This window comes from Alkalicoccobacillus porphyridii, assembly GCF_007293315.1.
GTDB lineage: Bacteria > Bacillota > Bacilli > Bacillales > Bacillaceae_D > Alkalicoccobacillus > Alkalicoccobacillus porphyridii.
Genome location: NZ_VLXZ01000018.1, coordinates 19,923 through 41,930 on the forward strand (window position 1 = coordinate 19,923; position 22,008 = coordinate 41,930).

The 22,008-nt window shown below is 42.8% G+C and carries 35 protein-coding genes; all 35 read right to left on the minus strand.

What is annotated here, in order from left to right; all coding sequences use genetic code 11:
* Position 1 precedes the first annotated feature (1 nt).
* The 35 genes from FN960_RS19205 to fusA all read right to left on the minus strand — a co-directional run bounded on the left by FN960_RS19205 (position 2) and on the right by fusA (position 21,961).
* A complete protein-coding gene (locus tag FN960_RS19205) occupies positions 2-796 on the minus strand; it encodes an energy-coupling factor transporter transmembrane component T family protein (protein WP_260682073.1) in 795 nt (264 codons plus the stop codon).
* Positions 796-1,671: an energy-coupling factor transporter ATPase gene (locus tag FN960_RS19210; protein WP_143850495.1), complete on the minus strand. Its 876-nt coding sequence runs from the start codon at positions 1,669-1,671 to the stop codon at positions 796-798. The genes FN960_RS19205 and FN960_RS19210 overlap by 1 nt, the downstream gene beginning before the upstream one ends.
* Positions 1,647-2,465: an energy-coupling factor transporter ATPase gene (locus FN960_RS19215; protein ID WP_143850496.1), complete on the minus strand. Its 819-nt coding sequence runs from the start codon at positions 2,463-2,465 to the stop codon at positions 1,647-1,649. Before FN960_RS19215 ends, FN960_RS19210 begins: the two co-directional genes overlap by 25 nt.
* Before the next feature lie 109 nt (positions 2,466-2,574).
* Positions 2,575-2,937, minus strand: a complete 363-nt coding sequence (gene rplQ, locus FN960_RS19220; protein WP_143850497.1) for a 50S ribosomal protein L17 — start codon at positions 2,935-2,937, stop codon at positions 2,575-2,577.
* Between the two features lie 138 nt (positions 2,938-3,075).
* A complete protein-coding gene (locus FN960_RS19225; RefSeq protein ID WP_143850498.1) occupies positions 3,076-4,020 on the minus strand; it encodes a DNA-directed RNA polymerase subunit alpha in 945 nt (314 codons plus the stop codon).
* A 165-nt stretch (positions 4,021-4,185) separates the two neighbouring features.
* On the minus strand, positions 4,186-4,578 hold the full coding sequence (gene rpsK / locus FN960_RS19230; protein ID WP_143850499.1) for a 30S ribosomal protein S11: 393 nt from the start codon (positions 4,576-4,578) through the stop codon (positions 4,186-4,188).
* Positions 4,579-4,600: 22 nt separating this feature from the next.
* Complete coding sequence (rpsM, locus tag FN960_RS19235) at positions 4,601-4,966, minus strand: 30S ribosomal protein S13 (RefSeq protein ID WP_143850500.1); 366 nt, start codon at positions 4,964-4,966, stop codon at positions 4,601-4,603.
* Positions 4,967-4,988: 22 nt separating this feature from the next.
* Positions 4,989-5,102 carry a 50S ribosomal protein L36 gene (gene rpmJ / locus FN960_RS19240; RefSeq protein ID WP_143850501.1) on the minus strand — a complete coding sequence of 38 codons (114 nt, stop codon included), beginning with the start codon at positions 5,100-5,102 and terminating at the stop codon, positions 4,989-4,991.
* Positions 5,103-5,170: 68 nt separating this feature from the next.
* Positions 5,171-5,389, minus strand: coding sequence for a translation initiation factor IF-1 (infA, locus tag FN960_RS19245; RefSeq protein WP_143850502.1), 219 nt, complete (start codon positions 5,387-5,389; stop codon positions 5,171-5,173).
* Positions 5,390-5,554: 165 nt separating this feature from the next.
* Positions 5,555-6,301, minus strand: coding sequence for a type I methionyl aminopeptidase (map, locus tag FN960_RS19250; RefSeq protein ID WP_143850503.1), 747 nt, complete (start codon positions 6,299-6,301; stop codon positions 5,555-5,557).
* The gene (locus FN960_RS19255; RefSeq protein ID WP_143850504.1) at positions 6,298-6,948 is read right to left on the minus strand and encodes an adenylate kinase; all 651 of its coding nucleotides are present in this window, start codon (positions 6,946-6,948) and stop codon (positions 6,298-6,300) included. The genes map and FN960_RS19255 overlap by 4 nt, the downstream gene beginning before the upstream one ends.
* A gap of 63 nt (positions 6,949-7,011) precedes the next feature.
* Positions 7,012-8,307, minus strand: coding sequence for a preprotein translocase subunit SecY (secY, locus tag FN960_RS19260; RefSeq protein WP_143850505.1), 1,296 nt, complete (start codon positions 8,305-8,307; stop codon positions 7,012-7,014).
* Positions 8,307-8,747: a 50S ribosomal protein L15 gene (rplO, locus tag FN960_RS19265; RefSeq protein WP_143850506.1), complete on the minus strand. Its 441-nt coding sequence runs from the start codon at positions 8,745-8,747 to the stop codon at positions 8,307-8,309. The genes secY and rplO overlap by 1 nt, the downstream gene beginning before the upstream one ends.
* A 31-nt stretch (positions 8,748-8,778) precedes the next feature.
* Positions 8,779-8,967 carry a 50S ribosomal protein L30 gene (gene rpmD, locus FN960_RS19270; protein WP_143850507.1) on the minus strand — a complete coding sequence of 63 codons (189 nt, stop codon included), beginning with the start codon at positions 8,965-8,967 and terminating at the stop codon, positions 8,779-8,781.
* A 14-nt stretch (positions 8,968-8,981) separates the two neighbouring features.
* Entirely contained in the window at positions 8,982-9,482 is a 501-nt protein-coding gene (gene rpsE / locus FN960_RS19275) for a 30S ribosomal protein S5 (protein ID WP_143850508.1), read from the minus strand.
* A 23-nt stretch (positions 9,483-9,505) separates the two neighbouring features.
* Positions 9,506-9,868: a 50S ribosomal protein L18 gene (gene rplR / locus FN960_RS19280; RefSeq protein WP_143850509.1), complete on the minus strand. Its 363-nt coding sequence runs from the start codon at positions 9,866-9,868 to the stop codon at positions 9,506-9,508.
* A 30-nt stretch (positions 9,869-9,898) separates the two neighbouring features.
* On the minus strand, positions 9,899-10,435 hold the full coding sequence (rplF, locus tag FN960_RS19285; protein ID WP_143850510.1) for a 50S ribosomal protein L6: 537 nt from the start codon (positions 10,433-10,435) through the stop codon (positions 9,899-9,901).
* A gap of 32 nt (positions 10,436-10,467) precedes the next feature.
* Complete coding sequence (gene rpsH / locus FN960_RS19290; RefSeq protein ID WP_143850511.1) at positions 10,468-10,866, minus strand: 30S ribosomal protein S8; 399 nt, start codon at positions 10,864-10,866, stop codon at positions 10,468-10,470.
* A gap of 29 nt (positions 10,867-10,895) precedes the next feature.
* A complete protein-coding gene (locus FN960_RS19295) occupies positions 10,896-11,081 on the minus strand; it encodes a type Z 30S ribosomal protein S14 (protein WP_143850512.1) in 186 nt (61 codons plus the stop codon).
* A 30-nt stretch (positions 11,082-11,111) separates the two neighbouring features.
* Complete coding sequence (rplE, locus tag FN960_RS19300; RefSeq protein WP_143850513.1) at positions 11,112-11,651, minus strand: 50S ribosomal protein L5; 540 nt, start codon at positions 11,649-11,651, stop codon at positions 11,112-11,114.
* A gap of 28 nt (positions 11,652-11,679) precedes the next feature.
* Positions 11,680-11,991 (minus strand): 50S ribosomal protein L24, encoded by a 312-nt coding sequence (rplX, locus tag FN960_RS19305; protein ID WP_143850540.1) that lies wholly within the window; start codon positions 11,989-11,991, stop codon positions 11,680-11,682.
* 45 nt (positions 11,992-12,036) lie between these two features.
* The gene (gene rplN / locus FN960_RS19310; protein WP_143850514.1) at positions 12,037-12,405 is read right to left on the minus strand and encodes a 50S ribosomal protein L14; all 369 of its coding nucleotides are present in this window, start codon (positions 12,403-12,405) and stop codon (positions 12,037-12,039) included.
* A gap of 34 nt (positions 12,406-12,439) precedes the next feature.
* Positions 12,440-12,700 carry a 30S ribosomal protein S17 gene (rpsQ, locus tag FN960_RS19315; protein WP_143850515.1) on the minus strand — a complete coding sequence of 87 codons (261 nt, stop codon included), beginning with the start codon at positions 12,698-12,700 and terminating at the stop codon, positions 12,440-12,442.
* 16 nt (positions 12,701-12,716) lie between these two features.
* Positions 12,717-12,920 (minus strand): 50S ribosomal protein L29, encoded by a 204-nt coding sequence (rpmC, locus tag FN960_RS19320; RefSeq protein WP_143850516.1) that lies wholly within the window; start codon positions 12,918-12,920, stop codon positions 12,717-12,719.
* Positions 12,910-13,344 (minus strand): 50S ribosomal protein L16, encoded by a 435-nt coding sequence (gene rplP / locus FN960_RS19325; protein WP_143850517.1) that lies wholly within the window; start codon positions 13,342-13,344, stop codon positions 12,910-12,912. The genes rpmC and rplP overlap by 11 nt, the downstream gene beginning before the upstream one ends.
* 2 nt (positions 13,345-13,346) lie before the next feature.
* Complete coding sequence (rpsC, locus tag FN960_RS19330; protein WP_143850518.1) at positions 13,347-14,006, minus strand: 30S ribosomal protein S3; 660 nt, start codon at positions 14,004-14,006, stop codon at positions 13,347-13,349.
* A 3-nt stretch (positions 14,007-14,009) separates the two neighbouring features.
* Positions 14,010-14,351 (minus strand): 50S ribosomal protein L22, encoded by a 342-nt coding sequence (gene rplV / locus FN960_RS19335; protein WP_143850519.1) that lies wholly within the window; start codon positions 14,349-14,351, stop codon positions 14,010-14,012.
* A gap of 25 nt (positions 14,352-14,376) precedes the next feature.
* Positions 14,377-14,655, minus strand: a complete 279-nt coding sequence (rpsS, locus tag FN960_RS19340) for a 30S ribosomal protein S19 (protein WP_143850520.1) — start codon at positions 14,653-14,655, stop codon at positions 14,377-14,379.
* Positions 14,656-14,718: 63 nt separating this feature from the next.
* A complete protein-coding gene (rplB, locus tag FN960_RS19345; protein WP_143850521.1) occupies positions 14,719-15,549 on the minus strand; it encodes a 50S ribosomal protein L2 in 831 nt (276 codons plus the stop codon).
* Between the two features lie 26 nt (positions 15,550-15,575).
* Entirely contained in the window at positions 15,576-15,863 is a 288-nt protein-coding gene (gene rplW, locus FN960_RS19350) for a 50S ribosomal protein L23 (protein WP_143850522.1), read from the minus strand.
* On the minus strand, positions 15,863-16,486 hold the full coding sequence (gene rplD, locus FN960_RS19355; RefSeq protein ID WP_143850523.1) for a 50S ribosomal protein L4: 624 nt from the start codon (positions 16,484-16,486) through the stop codon (positions 15,863-15,865). Before rplD ends, rplW begins: the two co-directional genes overlap by 1 nt.
* Before the next feature lie 29 nt (positions 16,487-16,515).
* Positions 16,516-17,145: a 50S ribosomal protein L3 gene (gene rplC, locus FN960_RS19360; RefSeq protein WP_143850524.1), complete on the minus strand. Its 630-nt coding sequence runs from the start codon at positions 17,143-17,145 to the stop codon at positions 16,516-16,518.
* Positions 17,146-17,229: 84 nt separating this feature from the next.
* On the minus strand, positions 17,230-17,538 hold the full coding sequence (gene rpsJ / locus FN960_RS19365; protein ID WP_143850525.1) for a 30S ribosomal protein S10: 309 nt from the start codon (positions 17,536-17,538) through the stop codon (positions 17,230-17,232).
* Between the two features lie 1,028 nt (positions 17,539-18,566).
* Entirely contained in the window at positions 18,567-19,757 is a 1,191-nt protein-coding gene (gene tuf, locus FN960_RS19370; RefSeq protein ID WP_143850526.1) for an elongation factor Tu, read from the minus strand.
* Between the two features lie 125 nt (positions 19,758-19,882).
* Positions 19,883-21,961: an elongation factor G gene (gene fusA / locus FN960_RS19375; RefSeq protein WP_143850527.1), complete on the minus strand. Its 2,079-nt coding sequence runs from the start codon at positions 21,959-21,961 to the stop codon at positions 19,883-19,885.
* Positions 21,962-22,008: the final 47 nt, after the last annotated feature.

Genomic DNA, 22,008 nt, shown 5'->3' on the forward strand with positions numbered 1-22,008 from the left:
CCTAACTCCTAGTGATTAGAATGATAGCTGCTATCATTCCTGTAAAAACAAGTGTCCATGTATCTGCTTTTTTCCATGTTAGCAACCGAATCTGAGTCCTCTCCGCTCCCATACGATAGCCTCTGGCTTCCATTGCTTGAGCCATCGTTTCAGCCTGTTTAAAGCTTTGAACAATAAGTGGCAGTAACAGAGGGTTTAAAGCCTTCATACGTGAAAGGATGGTGCCGCTTGTTATATCTGCACCTCGCGCGGCCTGGGCCATGCTGAGTCTTTTTGTTTCCTCCATCAGGATCGGAATATAGCGCATCGCAATCATCATCATTAAGACAAACTCTGACGTTGGGATCTTGATACGTTTTAAAGGGGAAAGCAGTTTCTCTAAACCATTCGTTAAATCAACGGTTCTTGTAGTAAGAGTAAGAAATGAGGCAAATAAGACCAATGTTAAGATCCGTAAAGAAACAAATAATCCCTTTGTGACTCCCCCTGAATATAGTGTCAGAGCACCAAGTGAAACAAGCTCTGTCCCTTCTTGCGTAAAGAATAGATGAAAGATAAAAAAGAATCCTACGAGAATGAGGACCGGCTTCAGGCTCCTCACAAAAAAACGAGCAGGAATACGTGTAATAGCAGCCAGTACAAAGGCTCCACCTAGCATTGCTAGTAACGCGGGGAAATTCCCAGCCATAAAAACAACAATCGCTAGGACAAACACCGCAATGGTTTTGGATCGTGGGTCAAGGCGATGGATGATGGAATTCGTAGGCACATACTGCCCAATGATAGAATAAGCCACTATACCCCACCCTTTTCTGCTCTCTGTAAATAGCTTGTAAGATAAGCAATAACCTCAGCTCTTGTCTTTAGCATCGGAACAGATGCCACTCCAGTCGATTGCATAAACGTTTGCATAAAACGAATGGTCTCAGGAAGCTGGAGACCAACCTTCATTAGCTCTTCTGGTTCAGCAAATACGTCTTCAGGACGGCCCGACTTCCAGATGGTACCTTTATTCATCACAATGATGTGGTCCGCATATTGAAGCGCATCCTCCATATGATGCGTTATCAGCAAGGTTGTTTGTTTTCGCTTCTGATGGTGTTCATACAGAAGCTGAAGCATGGATCTTCTACCTAGTGGATCGAGTCCAGCTGCTGGCTCATCGAGTATCAAAACTTCTGGCTGCTGGGCGAGAATGGACGCGATGGCTACTCTTCGCATTTGCCCACCGGATAGCTGGAATGGAGAGACTGACAATAGCTCCTCAGACAGTCCCACAGCCGGAAGAAGCTGTTGGGCACGCTCGATTGCTTCTGCTTTTGGCACGCCAAAATTCAACGGTCCAAATATCATTTCTTTTTCGACAGTCTCTTCAAACAGCTGATGCTCGGGATATTGAAAAAGATAACCAACTGTACGTCTGAGTTCATTAAGTGCGGTCTTTCGCTTTTGAGCTGTGAGCGTAAATGGCCCAACTTGAACATGACCCGAGCTCGGTCGTAAGAGACCGTTCACATGCTGAACCAATGTTGATTTACCAGACCCGGTCGGTCCAATGATAGCACAGAAGCTTCCAGAAGGGATCGATAGGGTCACGTCCTGTAAAGCATGTTGCTCGAAGGGGGTGCTGGGCATATAGGTATGTGTTACGTGGTTAAATGATAGTTGCATAGCTGCTCTACCAGTTCCTCTTCATTGTGACATCGATCCTTTAGGAGAAGACCTTCATCGGCAAGACCATGTTGAATTTCTACTGAAAATGGCGGCGTTAGCGCTGTTTCCTGCATCAATTCTCGTAAATCAAACACATCAGCGGGTCTACCATCCACCTTAATTGAACCCTGATGTATGACGACAAGCCGGTCTGCCAAACATGCTTCCTCCATGTCATGCGTAATCATAACAATGGTGACCCCTTGTTTTCTTACTAGCTGGAGGGCCTGCCAAACATCTTCTCTGCCTTTTGGATCAAGCATGCTTGTCGCTTCATCTAGAATAATAACTTCTGGTTCAAGCACCATCATTCCAGCAAGAGCAGCACGCTGTTTCTGCCCGCCTGATAATTGGTGGGGTGCTTTATCCAGTAAATCTTGCAAATCAAAGAGTGTCGCATAGGTGTTTATCTTCTCGAGCATATCCTCGCGTGACACTGTATAATTTTCAAGTCCAAACGCTAAGTCATCCCAAATCGTTGCGCCCACAAATTGATGATCTGGATTCTGAAATACGTATCCACATCGCCTGCGAAGTTCTAGCTGACCAAGGGCTTCTCCATCTAGCGTAAGTGAGCCTGAAGAAGGGAGAAGCTGACCACTTAGTAGTTTGGCAAGGGTTGACTTACCAGAACCATTTTGCCCTGCTACGGCTACCCACTCCCCCTTTGAAAGAGTCAGTGACACGTTTGTTAAGACGGGAGCAGTCGTCTGATTATAGGTAAAACTCACATCTTTCATGTTGAGCAGCATGACATCAGCCACCCCCCGTTTTTTTGTATACAAAAAAGGGCAATAGAGTCAGAGCATTCATGCTCACAGTCTCTTCTGCCCTTAGTCGCTTTATGATCGATTCTTTGGTTTAAACAAGCTCGATGTAAACCATTGGTGCGCCGTCTCCACGACGAGGTCCAATTTTAAGAATACGAGTGTATCCACCTTGACGCTCTTCATAGCGTGGTGCGATATCAGAGAATAACTTCTGAATTGCATCCTGGTTTGTCTCAGCGTCTGCTACTTCACGACGGATGAATGCAGCTGCCTGACGACGAGCATGTAAGTCTCCACGCTTACCAAGAGTAATCATTTTCTCAACGATTGAACGAAGCTCCTTCGCTTTTGCTTCCGTTGTTTCGATACGTTCGTTGATGATTAGATCTGTAGCTAGATCACGGAATAATGCTTTACGACCAGCACTATCACGACCAAGTTTTGCGTATGCCATTATGTTTCCCCTCCTTTAAACCTGCTGCATGCAGCAGAAGTCCTTAACATGAAAAAAATCACCTAACAAAACATGGTTCTGCTTTGTAAAAGGTTGCTATGGGCAAAGAAGATACTTCAAAAAACGGTCCGGGCTGGTTTATTCTTCGTTACGAAGACCTAAACCAAGCTCGCCCAATTTCTCTTGAACTTCTTCTAATGATTTACGACCAAGGTTACGAACCTTCATCATGTCTTCTTCTGTTTTGTGCGTAAGCTCTTGAACGGTATTAATACCAGCACGCTTCAAACAGTTATAAGAGCGAACAGAAAGGTCTAACTCTTCGATCGTCATCTCGAGTACTTTTTCCTTCTGATCTTCTTCTTTTTCAACCATGATTTCAGCATTTTGTGCTTGGTCTGTTAAACCAACAAAAATATTGAGATGTTCGTTTAGGATTTTAGCACCAAGAGCAACAGCTTCTTCGGGACGAGTGCTTCCATCTGTCCAAACATCAAGGGTTAGTTTATCATAGTTAGTCACTTGACCGACACGCGTATTCTCAACTTGATAGTTTACACGTGCAACAGGAGTGTAAATAGAGTCAATAGGAAGAACACCAATCGGTTGATCGTCATTCTTATTCCCATCAGCCAATACATAGCCACGACCACGTTTTGCTAGAAGACGCATGTGCAGGTTAGCACCTTTAGTCAGCGTTGCAATGTGTAGATCAGGGTTAAGTACTTCAACATCACTGTCATGTGTTAAGTCACCAGCTGTTACAACACCTTCACCTTGAATGTCGATCTCAAGTGTCTTCTCTTCTTCAGAGTAGATCTTAAGAGCTAGCTTCTTTAGGTTTAGGATAATCGTGGTTACATCCTCCACAACGCCTTCAATCGTTGAGAATTCATGTAGTACTCCATCAATTTGAACAGCAGTTACTGCAGCACCTGGAAGAGAGGATAATAGAATACGGCGTAACGAGTTACCCAGTGTTGTTCCATATCCTCTTTCAAGTGGCTCTACTACAAATTTCCCGTACTTTGCGTCTTCACTAACTTCAACCGTTTCAATATTTGGCTTTTCAATCTCGATCATTAAACAAACCCTCCTTCAAAACGTCGAACTAAGGTAGACCGCTAGGATTGCCTAAAACCTTCATCCTTTAGGTCAATCCAAACTTTCACCTTCAGGTCAATCGGATTGTGATTGTCTCATCCATTATTGACACTTACAGGAAATCTATACAAATGAGTGATTCCGTTACACTCTGCGACGTTTTGGTGGACGGCAGCCGTTGTGTGGAACAGGAGTAACATCTTTAATCATGTTAACTTCAAGCCCAATTGCCTGTAAAGAACGAATTGCAGCTTCTCGACCAGCTCCAGGACCTTTAACAGAAACCTCAATGCTTTTCATTCCGTGCTCCATTGCTGTTTTACCAGCTGCTTCAGCAGCCATTTGTGCAGCAAATGGAGTTGACTTACGAGACCCTTTGAAACCAAGAGCTCCAGAGCTAGCCCAAGAGATCGCGTTCCCTTGTGTATCTGTGATTGTCACAATCGTGTTATTGAATGTAGAGCGGATGTGAGCCACACCAGATTCAATATTTTTCTTCTGCCGGCGCTTTGGACGAGTATTCGTTTTCTTAGCCATAGTTATCCTCGACCTCCTTTACTTATTTCTTCTTGTTCGCTACAGTCCGACGTGGACCTTTGCGTGTACGAGCGTTGTTTTTAGAGTTTTGCCCACGTACTGGCAAACTACGACGGTGGCGAATGCCTCGGTATGAACCAATTTCAATTAAACGTTTGATGTTTAGTGAAACCTCACGACGAAGATCCCCTTCAACTTGATGAGCTTCTAATGCTTCACGGATTTTACCAAGCTCTTCTTCTGTTAGATCACGAACTCGTGTATTTTCAGATACACCAGCCTGTGCAAGAATTTGAGAAGCTTTAGCTTTACCGATTCCAAATACGTAAGTAAGAGAAATGACTACTCGCTTATCACGCGGAATATCAATACCTGCAACACGTGCCATACGTTTTGCACCTCCTTAGAAATTAACCTTGTTTTTGCTTGTGTTTCGGATTTTCACAAATGACCATTACGACACCTTTGCGTTTAATGACTTTGCATTTTTCGCAAATTGGTTTTACGGATGGACTGACCTTCATAACAGATAACCCCCTCCTGTAAGGAAGCGCACAGCAGTAACCAAGGTTACGCCTATGCTTGTTTGATGTTATTTATACCTATAAGTGATTCGTCCACGTGTCAGATCGTATGGAGAAAGTTCAATGGTGACTTTATCTCCTGGCAGAATACGAATGAAGTTCATTCGAATCTTCCCTGATACGTGAGCGAGGATTTTATGACCATTTTCGAGTTCTACACGGAACATCGCATTCGGAAGAGGTTCAATAACCGTTCCTTCTACTTCAATAACATCCTCTTTAGCCATGTACTAAGGTTCCTCCCTTCAGTAAATCTTGTCTATAAAAACTGGTACGTTCTCCTCATTTAAGCAAGTTTCGTGTTAAGAGGCATAGCCACTTAAAACAAAAAACCCCTAACATTCCTATAATAACATTAAACGAGCTTAGAATCGACTAATCACCTTAGAAAATTATGGTTTTGTCAAAATTTCATAGCCTGAATCTGTTATTGCAATTGTATGTTCATAATGAGCACACTTCTTGCCATCTACGGTAACAACGGTCCAGTTGTCTTCAAGGGTTTTCACATACCTTGAACCAGCATTAATCATTGGCTCAATTGCGAGAACCATTCCTTTTTTAAGGCGAATCCCTTTTCCAGGTGGGCCGTAGTTCGGAATTTGTGGACCTTCATGTAAGTCTTGCCCGACACCATGCCCGACATACTCTCTTACAATCGAGAATCCAAGAGGCTCGGCATAGCTCTGAATCGCATGGGAAATATCTGATAGTCTGGCACCAGGCTTTGCCTTCTCCAAACCACTGTACAGCGCTGCTTCCGTGACCTCGCATAACCGTTTATCATCTTCACTGACTGAGCCAATGGCATACGACCAAGCTGAGTCACCATGATAACCATTATAATAGGCACCAATATCAACACTGATGATATCGCCATCCTTCAGAACCCGCTTACCCGGAATACCGTGCACCAGCTCCTCATTTACTGAAGCACATACACTGCCTGTAAATCCGTTATAATCTTTGAAAGAAGGAACTGCTCCGTGAGATCGGATAAATCTCTCAGCAATTTGATCGAGTTCACCTGTAGTGACACCTGGCTTCATATGAGGTTTAAGCTCTTGATGAGTTAAAGCCACAATTCTTCCAGCTTCGCGCATAATTTCAATTTCCCGATCGGTCTTAATGATAATCATGCATGCAGTCTCTTTAACAGGGAATCAATTTCTTCAAACACTTGACCAATCTCTTGATCTCCTTCTATCGTCTGAAGATACTCTTTCTCAGTGTAGAAGTCAATAAGCGGCTGTGTTTGTGCAATATTAACTTCTAGACGCTTTTTAACGGTTTCTGGTTTGTCGTCTTCCCGTTGAATCAGGTCACTTCCGTCCACATCATCTTTGCCTTCAACCTTTGGTGGGTTAAATAGCACATGATACGTACGACCAGAAGAAGATACTCTTCTACCGGTTAAGCGATCCATCAGTAGCTGCTCAGGAACATGAACATAGAGTACGTAATCAAGCGTACGACCTTGTTCAGCTAGAATCTCTTCTAAAGCCTCGGCTTGAGCAACTGTTCTCGGAAAGCCGTCTAATAGAAAACCTTTTGCACAATCATCCTCAGACAATCGTTCGCGAACGATACCGATTGTTACTTCATCGGGAACCAGGTTACCAGCATCCATATAGGATTTAGCTTCCTTCCCCAACTCCGTTTGATTTTTGATTGCAGCACGGAACATGTCTCCTGTCGAAATATGAGGTATATCATATTTCTTGGAGATCTTTTCTGCCTGAGTACCTTTACCGGCACCCGGCAGTCCCATTAACATTAGATTCATTACGAGTCCCCTCTCATCCGTTCTCCCGACAACAAGCGAACGGGGTATAAACCCCGAAGCATGTTACTTAATAAAGCCTTTATACGAACGTTTGATTAATTGTCCCTCAATCTGTTTCATTGTATCAAGTGCTACACCTACTACAATTAGCAGTCCAGTACCACCAATTTGAATAGCTTCTGGTAAGTTCATAATTTGAATGAAAATAACAGGAATAATAGCAACTGTCGCAAGAAAGATAGAACCAACAAAGGTCAAACGGTATAAAATGCGTGTTAAGTAAGTCTGTGTGGTTTTTCCAGGACGGATTCCAGGGATATATCCACCTTGTTTCTTAAGATTCTCTGCCATTTTCTCAGGGTTAACCTGAATAAATGTATAGAAATACGTAAAAGCAATAATTAGCGCAACAAAGATCACCGCACCGTATGGGTTACTTGGAGTAAAAATATCCACAATCACTCGCGCAGTGGCATTATCTGTTCCAAAGAATCCGGCAATCGTTGCTGGAAAGTAGAACAGGGCCGAAGCGAAAATAACTGGAATAACCCCAGCTGCATTTACCTTTAATGGTAAGTGGGTCGATTGACCACCCGAGGTTGCACGATGGTTCACTTGTCGTTTTGCATATTGTACAGGGACCTTACGTAAGGCCTGTTGTACAAAAATTACTCCTACTACAATCAAAAGAACGGCTATTGCAAGTACCAACACTGTTACAATGCTTAAGAACAGCTGATCGCCTGCGCCCTCGATCTGTGATGAGTAGATCTGATTCAGACCGTTTGGAATACCGGCTGCAATACCTGCAAATATAATAATAGAGATACCATTACCAACACCATTAGCGGTGATTTGCTCACCCAGCCACATAAGAAAAGCTGTACCAGCTGTCAAAACCAACGCAATAAACAAATACGTCATTACGCCAGGATTCTGAATCAGCCCTGGTGCCAAAGAGTTGAAACCAATTGACATCCCTAGTGCTTGAACAAAACCTAAAACGATCGTTCCATAACGAGTTACCTGTGCCAGCTTACGACGCCCAGCTTCACCTTGCTTTGCCCACTCGGTGAACTTTGGCACCACGTCCATTTGAAGCAATTGAACAACAATGGAAGCTGTAATATATGGCATAATACCCATTGCAAAAATCGAGAAGTTACCAAGAGCCCCTCCCCCAAACGTGTTCAAAAAGCCAAATGCATTCGCCTCATCAAAGAACGTAAGCACTTCACTATTTGAACCTGGAATTGGGATAAAGCTTCCGATCCGAAAAACAATGAGCATAAGAAGGGTGAATATGACCTTACGGCGCAAATCACCCACTCGGAAAATGTTGGAGATCGTCCGGAACATTAAACCACCTCGGTTTTTCCGCCAGCTGCCTCAATAGCTTCTACTGCTGATGCTGAAAACTTGTTTGCTTTCACAGTTAGCTTTTTCTCTAGCGTACCGTTTCCAAGTACTTTTACACCAGTTTTAACATTCTTAATCGCCTTAGACTCAATAAGAAGTTCAGGTGTAACCTCAGTACCAGTGTCAAAACGGTTAAGTGTATCAAGGTTAATGACCGTATACTCTTTACGAGTACGATTTGTAAAACCGCGTTTAGGCAAACGACGATAAAGTGGGTTTTGACCCCCCTCAAATCCTGGACGAACTCCTCCGCCAGAACGAGCATTTTGACCTTTATGTCCCTTACCAGATGTTTTCCCATTACCAGAACCAATACCACGACCCACGCGATTACGAACTTTACGAGAACCTTCTGCAGGCTTCAACTCATGAAGTTTCAATGTCGACACCTCCTTATTCAAAAATCTTCAATTATGCTTCTATTTCAGTAACAGTTACCAAGTGACTTACTTTGTTAACCATCCCACGGATAGCTACATTGTCCTCTTGTACAACGGTTTGGTGCATTTTGCGCAAACCAAGCGTTTTAACAGTAACGCGCTGATTCTCAGGGCGACCAATCAAACTACGCGTGAGGGTAATTTCTAATTTCTTAGCCATTTAAATATCCCTCCTTATCCTAAGAGTTCTTCTACGGATTTGCCACGAAGCTTTGCAACTTCTTCAGCACGTTTTAGGTTTGACAAGCCTTGGATTGTAGCACGTACCATATTGATTGGGTTGTTAGATCCCAATGATTTAGATAGGATATCGCCTACACCAGCAAGGTCAAGTACTGCACGAACAGGACCACCAGCGATAACTCCAGTACCCTCAGATGCTGGTTTAAGAAGTACGCGACCTGCTCCGAAGTGTCCTAGAATTTGGTGAGGAAGTGTTGTACCTACAATCGGAACCTCAATAAGGTTCTTTTTTGCGTCCTCAACAGCTTTACGGATTGCTTCAGGAACCTCCTGAGCTTTACCCATTCCAAAACCTACGTGTCCGTTTTTATCGCCAACTACAACCAATGCAGCAAAACGAAAACGACGTCCGCCTTTTACTACTTTCGCTACACGGTTAACCGTAACGACTTTTTCTTCAAGTTCTAACGTATTAGGGTCAATACGACGCATTTATTTTCCCTCCTTATCTGTTCTTAGAATTTCAGACCAGCCTCGCGCGCTGCATCTGCAAGTGTTGCTACACGTCCGTGATAAATGTATCCACCACGGTCAAAAACGATTGTTTCATGTCCTTTATCCACTGCACGTTTTGCTACTAGGGAACCAACTTTTTCAGCTGCTTCTTTGTTCGCACCGTTCTCAAGACCAAGCTCTTTATCTAGTGAAGAAGCTTGAGCTAAAGTAACACCATTTACATCATCAATCAATTGAGCATAAATGTGTTTAGAAGAACGGAAAACGTTAAGACGTGGACGCTCTGCAGTACCAGTGATGGCACGACGAACATGAGCATGTCTTTTCTTACGTGCCTGATTCTTATTCGGCTTCGTAATCATTGAACGTCATTCCTTTCGCTAGCTAATTAATTATTTACCAGTTTTTCCTTCTTTGCGGCGAACATTTTCACCTTCGTAGCGAATTCCTTTACCTTTGTACGGCTCAGGTAGGCGAACAGCACGGATGTTAGAAGCAAGTGCTCCAACTGCCTGCTTATCGATTCCTTTAATAACTACTTTTGTATTTGAAGGAACATCAATTTCAATACCATCAGCTGGTACGATCTCAACCGGGTGAGAGTACCCAACATTAAGAACTAGTTTTTGTCCTGATTTAGATGCACGGTAACCAACACCTACAAGCTCAAGTCCACGTTCGAAGCCTTTTGTAACACCTTCAACCATGTTGTTGATCAAGCTGCGTGTTGTACCATGAAGAGCGCGGTGCTCTTTGTGATCAGAAGGACGCTCAACCGTAATTTCTTTTTCTTCAATATTTACTTTAATGTCCGGGTGCAAATCACGGCTCAGTTCACCTTTAGGACCTTTAACTTTAATAAAAGTACCTTCTAGTGTAACTGTAACATCACCAGGAACTTCAATTGGTTTTCTACCAACTCGGGACATACATTACACCTCCATTCGATTCAAATCCACTCTTACCAAACGTAAGCCAGTACTTCTCCACCGACTTGTTGCTGACGAGCGTCTTTGTCTGTCATAACACCTTTTGATGTTGATACAAGCGCAATACCAAGTCCGCCAAGTACACGAGGAAGCTCCCCTGATTTAGCGTAGACACGAAGTCCTGGTTTGCTGATACGTTTAAGGCCAGTGATTACACGCTCGTTAGTCGAACCGTATTTAAGGAAAATACGAATCACACCTTGTTTGTTGTCTTCGATATATTCAAAGTCGCGAATGAAACCTTCACGCTTTAAAATGTCGGCAATCTCTTTTTTAATAGTTGATGCAGGCAGCTCAAGCTTCTCGTGACGTACTAGATTAGCATTACGAATACGAGTAAGCATATCTGCGATAGGATCTGTCATAACCATGTTTAATTACCTCCTTCCCGTTCTTGGTATTACCAGCTTGCTTTTTTGACGCCAGGAATTTGACCTTTATAAGCGTATTCTTTAAAGCAAATACGGCAAAGTTTAAATTTCTTATACACTGAGTGAGGACGTCCGCAATTTTTACAACGAGTATACTCCTGCACTTTGTACTTAGGAGTACGCTTTTGCTTTGCAATCATTGATTTTTTTGCCAATGTGTTCCCTCCTATTCAAGAAGACTTATCTTACTTTTGAAACGGCATACCCATTTGAGTTAGCAATTCACGTGCTTCCTCATCTGACTGAGCAGTCGTAACGATAACAATATCCATTCCGCGTACTTTATCTACTTTATCGTAGTTAATTTCAGGGAAAATTAGTTGTTCTTTAACACCAAGAGTGTAGTTACCGCGACCATCAAAGGCTTTCTTTGAAATTCCGCGGAAATCACGAACACGTGGAAGTGAAACACTAACTAATTTATCAAGGAAATCGTACATACGCTGACCACGAAGTGTTACTTTAGCACCGATCGGCATACCTTCACGAAGCTTAAAGCCTGCGATTGATTTCTTAGCTTTTGTGATGACTGGCTTTTGACCAGCAATTTCAGTTAATTCTTCAACTGCTTTATCAAGTGCTTTTGCATTTGATACGGCTTCACCAACACCCATGTTAATAACGATTTTATCTAGTTTCGGAACCGCCATCGTTGAGCTGTATTTGAACTTCTCAACTAGTGATGGAGCAATTTCCTGAGAGTATTTTTCTTTTAAACGACTCATTTAAAGGGCCTCCTTTCAAACGTGTTGATTACTTATCTAGCACTTCACCAGAGCGTTTTGCAACCCGTACTTTTTTGCCATTCTCTTCTTTATATCCGATTCGTGTGCGCTCTCCTGATTTAGGATCTACGTGCATCACGTTCGATGAGTGAATAGATGCTTCCTGGTTAAGGATGCCGCCTTGCGGATTATCCTGAGATGGTTTCGCATGCTTCTTTACTAGGTTTACACCTTCAACAAGCACACGACTCTTCTTAGGAAAAGCTTCAAGCACAACTCCTTGCTTACCTTTGTCTTTACCAGCGATCACAATGACTGTATCACCTTTTTTGACATGCATGTTTGACATATTTGCACCTCCTTGGATCTTACCTTCAATCGTTACTTACAGAACTTCTGGAGCAAGAGAAACGATCTTCATGAATTGATTATCACGAAGTTCACGAGCAACTGGTCCAAAGATACGAGTTCCGCGTGGGCTTTTATCATCACGTACAATAACAGCTGCGTTCTCATCAAATTTGATGTATGAACCATCAGAACGACGAGCACCTGTTTTAGAACGTACGATAACGGCTTTAACTACTTCACCTTTTTTGACAACGCCACCTGGTGTTGCTTGTTTTACTGAACAAACAATGACATCACCAATGTTAGCTGTTTTGCGTCCTGATCCGCCTAGTACTTTAATGCAAAGCACTTCACGAGCACCAGAGTTATCTGCAACCTTTAAACGGGATTCCTGTTGAATCATATGAGTTTACCTCCCTTCAAATCAAGAGCTTCTATTAGATGATTACCGCTTCTTCTACGATTTCAATTAGACGAAAACGTTTGTCCTTAGAAAGTGGACGAGTTTCCATGATCTTTACAACATCACCGATTTTAGCAGTGTTTTCTTCATCATGGGCTTTAAATTTCTTAGAGTATTTCACACGTTTTCCGTACAAACGATCTTTTTTGTATGTTTCAACAAGGACCGTAATGGTTTTATCCATTTTGTCGGAAACAACGCGACCTTGATATACTTTACGCTGGTTGCGTTCCATTAAGCAAACCTCCTCTTTAGCCGTTATTAATTCCAAGCTCACGCTCACGCAAAACGGTCTTTGTACGAGCAATACCTTTACGTACCTCACGGATACGGGCTGGATTGTCAAGTTGACCAGTTGCTAGTTGAAAGCGAAGGTTAAAAAGCTCCTCTTTCAATGTTTGCGTCTGTTGTTCAATTTCAGCAGTGGTTAAGTTACGGATATCATTAGCTTTCATTTGCGTCACCACCCAGTTCTTCACGTTTTACAAACTTACATTTAAGCGGTAATTTGTGAGAGGCAAGACGTAACGCTTCCCGAGCTACTTCTTCAGATACTCCAGAAATCTCAAACATAATCTTACCTGGTTTCACAACAGCAACCCATCCTTCAGGTGCCCCTTTACCAGAACCCATTCGAACTTCTAAAGGCTTTGCAGTGTATGGCTTAGAAGGGAAAATCTTAATCCAAACCTTACCACCACGTTTCATGTAACGAGTCATTGCAATACGAGCTGCTTCGATTTGACGGTTAGTCACCCATGAAGCTTCAGTAGCTTGTAAGCCGTACTCCCCAAAATGAACTTCCGTACCGCCTTTAGCACGACCGCGCATTTTTCCGCGATGTTCGCGACGATATTTCACACGTTTAGGTAATAACATGATTAGTTGCCTCCTTCCTCTTTTTTAGTTCCTTTCGTTGGAAGGACTTCACCACGGTAAATCCAGATTTTCACACCGATTTTACCATAAGTAGTATCTGCTTCTGCTGTTCCATAATCGATATCAGCACGAAGAGTATGAAGTGGAACTGTTCCTTCGTTGTAATGCTCAGCACGCGCGATATCTGCTCCACCTAGACGGCCAGATACTTGCGTTTTAATTCCTTTTGCTCCAGAACGCATAGTGCGTTGGATAGATTGTTTCATCGCACGACGGAAAGAAATACGGTTTTCTAATTGACGAGCAATGTTTTCAGCTACAAGCTTCGCATCAAGATCAGCTTGCTTGATTTCAAAGATGTTAATGTGCACACGTTTTCCAGTGATATCATTAAGAGCTTTACGAAGTGCTTCAACCTCAGATCCACCCTTACCAATAACCATTCCTGGCTTAGCAGTTGAGATCGTAATGTTTACACGATTCGCAGCACGCTCAATTTCAACTTTAGAAACGGATGCTTCTTTCAAACGGTTTTCTACATATTTACGGATCTCGATATCTTCGTGAAGTAGGTTTGCATAGTCTTTTTCAGCGTACCATTTAGACTCCCAGTCACGAATAACACCAACACGAAGACCGATTGGATTAATTTTTTGACCCATGCGTTATCCCTCCTTCTTTTCAGTAACTACAATCGTAATATGACTACTACGCTTGTTAATTTTGCTTGCACGTCCCATTGCACGTGGGCGGAAACGTTTAAGAGTTACACCTTCATCAACAAAGGCTTCACTAATAACTAAATTATTAGGCTCCATCTCGTAATTGTGTTCTGCGTTAGCAATAGCTGAATTCAGAAGCTTTTCAACTACCGGCGAGGCAGCTTTTGGAGTGTGACGAAGAATCGCCACTGCTTCTCCAACATCTTTGCCACGAATCAAATCTATAACCAAACGCACTTTACGAGGAGCAATACGAATTTGTTTTGCAACAGCTTTAGCTTGCATGGTCTTAACCTCCTCTCTTCAATCCTTAACGTCTTGTTTTTTTGTCGTCAGCAGCGTGACCTTTGTAAGTACGGCTTGGTGCGAATTCACCAAGTTTGTGACCTACCATATCTTCAGAAACGTATACCGGTACGTGCTTACGACCATCATAGATTGCAAACGTATGACCGACGAAATCAGGAAAGATCGTAGAACGACGAGACCATGTCTTGATAACCTTCTTATCATTCGTTTCGTTTTGCGCTTCTACTTTTTTCATTAGGTGACCATCAACGAAAGGTCCCTTTTTTAAACTACGGCTCATTGGATTACCTCCCTCCGCGATTGGCGACCGGCCCTCAGGCTTGAGAACCGAAGCCATATCTCGTTATTTTTTACGACGACGTACGATGTACTTGTCAGTAGGATTGTTCTTTTTACGAGTTTTGTATCCAAGAGTTGGTTTACCCCATGGAGACATTGGAGACTTACGTCCGATTGGAGATCTACCTTCACCACCACCGTGTGGGTGATCGTTCGGGTTCATTACAGATCCACGAACCGTAGGACGTTTACCTAACCAGCGTGAACGACCAGCTTTACCAATGTTCACAAGCTCGTGCTCTAGGTTTCCAACTTGACCGATTGTAGCGCGGCAAGTAGATAGGATGTAACGAGTTTCACCAGAATTTAAGCGAACAAGAACATATTGTCCTTCTTTACCTAAAAGCTGTGCTTCTGCACCAGCTGAACGAACAAGCTGTCCGCCTTTACCAGGACGAAGCTCGATGTTGTGAATGATTGTACCTACTGGAATGTTGCTAAGTGGAAGAGTGTTACCAACTTTGATGTCAGCCTCTGTACCAGACTCTACAACTGTTCCAACTTTTAGTCCTTTTGGAGCTAAAATGTAGCGTTTTTCACCATCAGCATAATGAAGTAGTGCGATGTTAGCAGAACGGTTTGGATCGTACTCGATTGTAGCAACGCGTCCTGGAATTCCATCTTTGTTACGTTTGAAATCAATAATACGGTATTGACGTTTGTGTCCGCCACCTTGATGACGTACAGTCAATTTACCTTGGTTATTACGTCCGCCTTTTTTGTGTAAAGGGGCAAGTAATGACTTTTCAGGCTTATCAGTGGTCAGCTCAGCGAAGTCTGATACAGACATTCCACGGCGACCGGCACTGGTTGGTTTGTACTTTTTAATGGCCATCTTAGTTCCCTCCTTCTTTGTTGATCTTACTCTTCAAAGAAGTCGATTTCTTTGCTTTCAGACGTTAGAGTTACGATGGCTTTCTTACGGCGTGCCGTATAGCCAGTATAACGTCCGAAGCGTTTTGACTTCCCTTTGGAGTTAATAGTATTTACGTTTGATACCTTTACTTCAAAAATCTCTTCAACAGCTGATTTAATTTGAGTTTTGTTCGCACGAACATCTACTTCAAACGTGTATTTCTTATCTTCCATCAGATCAGTTGAACGTTCTGTAATAATAGGGCGCTTAATGATATCGCGAGCGTTTGACATTATGCAAGCACCTCCTCTACCTTTTCAACAGCCGCTTTAGTCAAAACAAGCTTGTCGTGCTTAAGCACATCAAGAACGTTGACAGAATCAGCAGTTAAAACAGTGACGTTAGGCAGGTTACGGCTAGACAGTTCTACATTCTCGTTGTAATCAGAAACTACAACAAGCGCTTTAGAAGCGATAGAAAGTCCAGATAGTACAGCTGCCATTTCTTTTGTTTTTGCTGCATCAAATTGCAGATCCTCAAGTACAACAACTTCAGCTGCCTGTACTTTGCTAGATAGTGCAGATTTGATTGCTAGGCGACGAACTTTTTTAGGAAGCTTGAAGCTGTAGCTGCGTGGTGTTGGTCCAAAGACAACTCCACCGCCTACCCATTGTGGTGAACGGATTGAACCTTGACGGGCACGACCTGTACCCTTTTGGCGCCATGGTTTACGTCCGCCTCCGCGTACTTCAGAACGTCCTTTAGTTTTATGAGTACCTTGACGTAGCGATGCTTGCTGCATCACAACAGCGTCATGTAACACACTCTCATTTGGCTCAATTCCAAAAACGGAATCAGCTAGCTCAATATCGCCAACTTCTGAACCAGTTTGGTTAAATACTGTAACTTTCGGCATGATGTGGCCTCCTTTCTTCTATAGATCGATTAGTTAGCTTTTACTCCGGACTGAATAGATACGTAGCTTTTCTTAGCTCCAGGAACATTTCCTTTTACAAGAAGAAGATTACGTTCAGCGTCTACTTTTACGATTTCAAGGTTCTGAATCGTTTTTGTTTCTCCACCCATACGTCCAGGAAGAAGTTTTCCTTTGAATACACGGTTTGGAGCAACTGGACCCATTGAACCCGGGCGACGGTGATAACGTGAACCGTGTGACATTGGTCCGCGGGATTGGTTATGACGCTTAATAGCACCTTGGAACCCTTTCCCTTTTGAAGTACCGGTTACATCAACAATATCGCCTTCTGCAAAAGTTGTTACGCTAAGCTCTTGTCCGACTTCATAGTCATCTAGAGTAACGTTACGGATTTCCTTGATGTAGCGCTTAGGAGTCGTTTGAGCTTTTGCTGCATGCCCTTCCGACGGTTTTGTAGTGTTGTTCTTCTTCTGGTCAGCGAATCCAAGTTGGATTGCTTCGTAACCATCAGAGTCAACTGTTTTCTTTTGCAGAACCACGTTTGGTTCAGCTTCAATTACTGTTACTGGGATGACTTCGCCATTCTCAGCAAATACCTGAGTCATACCGATTTTTCTACCTAAGATTCCTTTGGTCATCCGTGACACCTCCTATATTAATAGTTAATTTATTGTTTGCCATTTTATCAAGAGCAGCTATTGCTGCTTAAAAGCAGGTAAAAATTAAAGCTTGATTTCGATATCAACGCCAGACGGTAAGTCTAAACGCATAAGTGCATCAACAGTTTGTGGTGTTGGATTCACAATATCAATCAAACGTTTGTGAGTACGCATCTCGAACTGCTCACGAGAATCCTTGTACTTATGCACAGCACGAAGAACCGTGTACACTGATCTTTCAGTCGGAAGCGGAATCGGTCCTGATACACTTGCACCTGAACGTTTTGCCGTTTCTACGATTTTCTCTGCTGACTGGTCTAACACACGGTGGTCATACGCTTTTAAACGAATGCGAATCTTTTGCTTTGCCATTATAGCCCCTCCTTTTTCGTCCATTTTGATAAACAGACATACTCCGCGAAAATTTCCTACACCCTGCCATGGCAAAGGGGCCGGGTGTATCAGCAACCTTCCGCATCATCGATGTCATTGCTGACCCTCATCATCAACTAAGTGATTGTTATACCTATAAATATATAGATACACTTCGGGCACACTTCTACTATTATAATGACCCAGACGATGAATTGCAAGGTTTTTTAAAAAGAAATTTGTTGATAGACAAAGGTTTTTTGAGTTTTTTTGGTTAGAGTGTTAGTGCGGGTAAATGGTAGGGAGATGAATTGTTTTTTTGTGGGAGATAGATTTGGGTGAATGGACTGCGATTAGTATGTTTTGAGAGTGAGGTAGAATGATGAGATTCATACTGGTAGGTCTGGATATGCTGTCCCGATGGAGCTTCGTTTTCTCCTTCCATGTATGTTCCCAATCAGACAATTGATTTTGACAATCAATATTCCTATTTAAATTGATTGGCTTCCGCGCACGCACTTTGCTTTTTCGCGCTTCACATGATGAATTAAGCGCATTTTCGTTTTTTTTGCGCACTAGCTTGATCTTTCCGCGCATGACGTAATGTTTTTCGCGCATTCTACTTTTTTTCGCGCATACCCTACCTATTATCGCGCATTTTCCATGCGCGGCGTGAGAAAACATACTCTCAAGAGATACTAAAAACACTGATGCTAGTACCTATCCAAACAAGCGGACGAAAACGGTGAGCGACACCTGCGAAATGAAAGGGTTCATTAAGATAAATCGACTCCATCGATTTATCTCATTACCTTCCCACTGTAAACATGCCCCCATTTTCGGGAGCGGCAGCCGAAGAAACAACACAAGATTCTTCCACTATCGCTTTACGACATTATCATTTTCACCTAAAAATGAAATCTATCACTTTCATCTTAATCGCTTCTTTGTTCTTATGACTCTTTCCAACGAAGACTCATAGCACATCAAAAAAAGCACCCCATTAATGGAGTGCTTTTAATCAACAATTACTTCTGGATTGTAGCTACAACACCAGATCCAACTGTACGTCCACCCTCACGGATAGAGAAACGAGTTCCCTCTTCAATCGCGATTGGAGAGATAAGCTCTACAGTCATTTCAGTGTTATCACCAGGCATAACCATTTCAGTACCTTCTGGAAGATGAACAACACCAGTTACGTCAGTTGTACGGAAGTAGAACTGCGGACGGTAGTTTGTGAAGAATGGAGTGTGACGTCCACCCTCATCTTTAGATAGTACATAAACTTCTGCAGTGAAGTTTGTGTGTGGAGTGATTGTACCTGGCTTAGCAAGTACTTGTCCACGTTGGATATCATCACGAGATACACCACGAAGTAGTGCTCCAATGTTGTCACCAGCTTCAGCATAGTCAAGAAGCTTACGGAACATCTCAACTCCTGTAACAGTTGTTTTCTTAGCTTCTTCAGCAATACCGATGATTTCGATTTCGTCACCAACGTTAAGTTGACCACGCTCTACACGACCAGTCGCAACTGTACCACGACCAGTGATTGAGAATACGTCCTCAACAGGCATCATGAATGGCTTTTCAGTGTCACGCGGAGGAGTAGGAATGTACTCATCTACAGCGTTCATAAGCTCAACGATTTTTTCTTCGTAATCTGCATCACCTTGAAGGGCTTTAAGAGCAGAACCTTGGATAACTGGAACGTCATCACCAGGGAAGTCATACTCAGAAAGAAGATCACGTACTTCCATTTCTACAAGCTCAAGAAGCTCTTCGTCGTCTACCATGTCACATTTGTTTAGGAATACAACAAGTGCAGGTACACCTACGTTACGAGAAAGTAGGATGTGCTCACGAGTTTGTGGCATTGGACCGTCAGCAGCAGATACTACTAGGATTCCTCCGTCCATTTGTGCAGCACCAGTGATCATGTTTTTAACATAGTCAGCGTGTCCTGGGCAGTCAACGTGTGCATAGTGACGAGAATCAGTTTCATACTCAACGTGTGCAGTAGAAATTGTGATTCCACGCTCACGCTCTTCTGGAGCACCATCAATAGCGTCATACGCCATTGCTTGACCTTTACCAGAACGCTTTGCAAGTACAGTTGTAATTGCAGCAGTTAATGTCGTTTTACCATGGTCAACGTGTCCAATAGTACCAATATTGGCATGTGTTTTGGAACGATCGAATTTTTCTTTACCCATGATTCATTTCCTCCCTTTAATTGAACAATTCATTTATTTTTCACTAAAATAGATGGAACTCCCTATTAGGGTTATACACCAATCTTAGCTTACAACAAAACAGTTTCAGAAACAATCCAGAATGATTACTCTCCTGTTTGTTTCTTAATAATTTCTGCAGCTACGCTCTTAGGAACTTCTTCGTAGTGATCAAAGAACATAGAATATGTTCCGCGACCTTGTGTACGAGAACGAAGCGAAGTCGCATATCCAAACATTTCAGCAAGTGGAACAAATGCTTTAACAGTCTGAGCATTACCACGAGCTTCCATACCTTCTACACGGCCACGACGAGCTGTAACGTCACCCATAATGTCACCCATGTACTCTTCAGGTACAACAATCTCTACCTTCATAAGTGGCTCAAGTAGAACCGGGTTACACTTGGTTTTAGCATTTTTCAAAGCCATTGATGCAGCAATCTTAAAGGCCATCTCGTTGGAATCGACATCATGGTAAGAACCGTCATAAAGACGAGCTTTAATATCGATAACCGGGAAGCCAGCAATCATACCGTTATCAAGTGCTTCTTCAATACCTGCTTGAACGGCTGGTACGTATTCACGAGGAACTACCCCACCAACAATTCCATTCTCAAATTCAAAGCCTGCGCCCTCTTCGTTAGGAGAGAACTCAACCCATACGTGACCAAACTGTCCGCGTCCACCAGACTGACGAACAAACTTTCCTTCAACCTGAGCAGATTGACGAATCGTTTCACGATATGAAACTTGAGGTGCACCAACATTCGCTTCAACTTTGAATTCACGTCTCATACGGTCAACAATGATATCAAGGTGAAGTTCACCCATACCACCGATGATTGTTTGACCCGTTTCTTCATCTGTGTGCGTTTTGAATGTTGGATCTTCTTCTGCAAGCTTAGCTAATGCCATACCCATCTTATCTTGGTCAGCTTTAGACTTTGGCTCAACAGAAAGGTGAATAACTGGCTCAGGGAAGTCCATTGATTCTAAAATAACAAGGTTCTTCTCATCACAAAGTGTATCACCAGTTGTCGTATCTTTAAGACCTACAGCAGCAGCAATATCACCAGAGTAAACCGTAGAGATTTCCTCACGTGAGTTTGCGTGCATTTGTAGGATACGACCTACACGCTCACGCTTGTCTTTTGTTGAGTTCTTAACATAAGAACCAGAATCAAGCGTACCAGAGTAAACACGGAAGAATGTTAGCTTACCAACATAAGGATCCGTCATTACTTTAAATGCTAGTGCAGAGAACGGCTGATCGTCACCAGGCTCACGAGTCACTTCTTCTTCAGAATCAGGAATGTGTCCTGTGATCGCACGTACATCAAGAGGTGATGGTAGGTATGCAAGAACAGCATCCAGCATAAGCTGAACCCCTTTGTTCTTAAATGCAGATCCACAGATTACAGGGTAGAATTCAACATTACATGTTGCAGTACGGATAGCCGCCTTTAATTCTTCCTTAGAAATCTCTTCACCTTCAAGATATTTAAGCGTTAACTCTTCATCAAGCTCAGCTACTGCTTCGATTAATGATTCGTTAAGCTTCTCAGCTTGTTCTTTATACTCAGCAGGAATTTCAGTTGTTTCCCATTCCTTACCAAGGTCATCTTTGTAGATATGTGCTTCCATTTCAATTAGGTCAATGATTCCTGTGAAATCATCTTCAGCACCAATTGGTAGCTGAATTGGATGTGCATTTGCTTGCAAACGGTCACGAAGTGTTCCAACAGAATACATGAAGTCCGCACCTGTTTTATCCATCTTATTGACGAATACAACACGAGGAACACCATATGTTGTTGCTTGACGCCATACAGTTTCTGTTTGTGGTTCAACACCCGACTGGGCATCTAGAACCGCAACAGCCCCATCCAATACGCGAAGTGAACGTTCAACCTCAACTGTGAAGTCTACGTGTCCTGGTGTATCGATGATGTTAATACGATGGCCTTTCCACTGAGCTGTTGTCGCAGCAGACGTGATTGTAATTCCACGCTCTTGCTCTTGCGCCATCCAGTCCATTTGAGAAGCACCTTCGTGAGTTTCACCAATCTTATGAACACGACCTGTGTAAAACAGGATACGCTCAGTTGCAGTTGTTTTACCAGCATCAATATGAGCCATGATACCGATATTACGCGTATCTTTTAAGGAGAACTCTCTTGCCATAGGGTATTTCTCCTTCCTCAACGGTTAGATAATATCAAAAAGCAAGA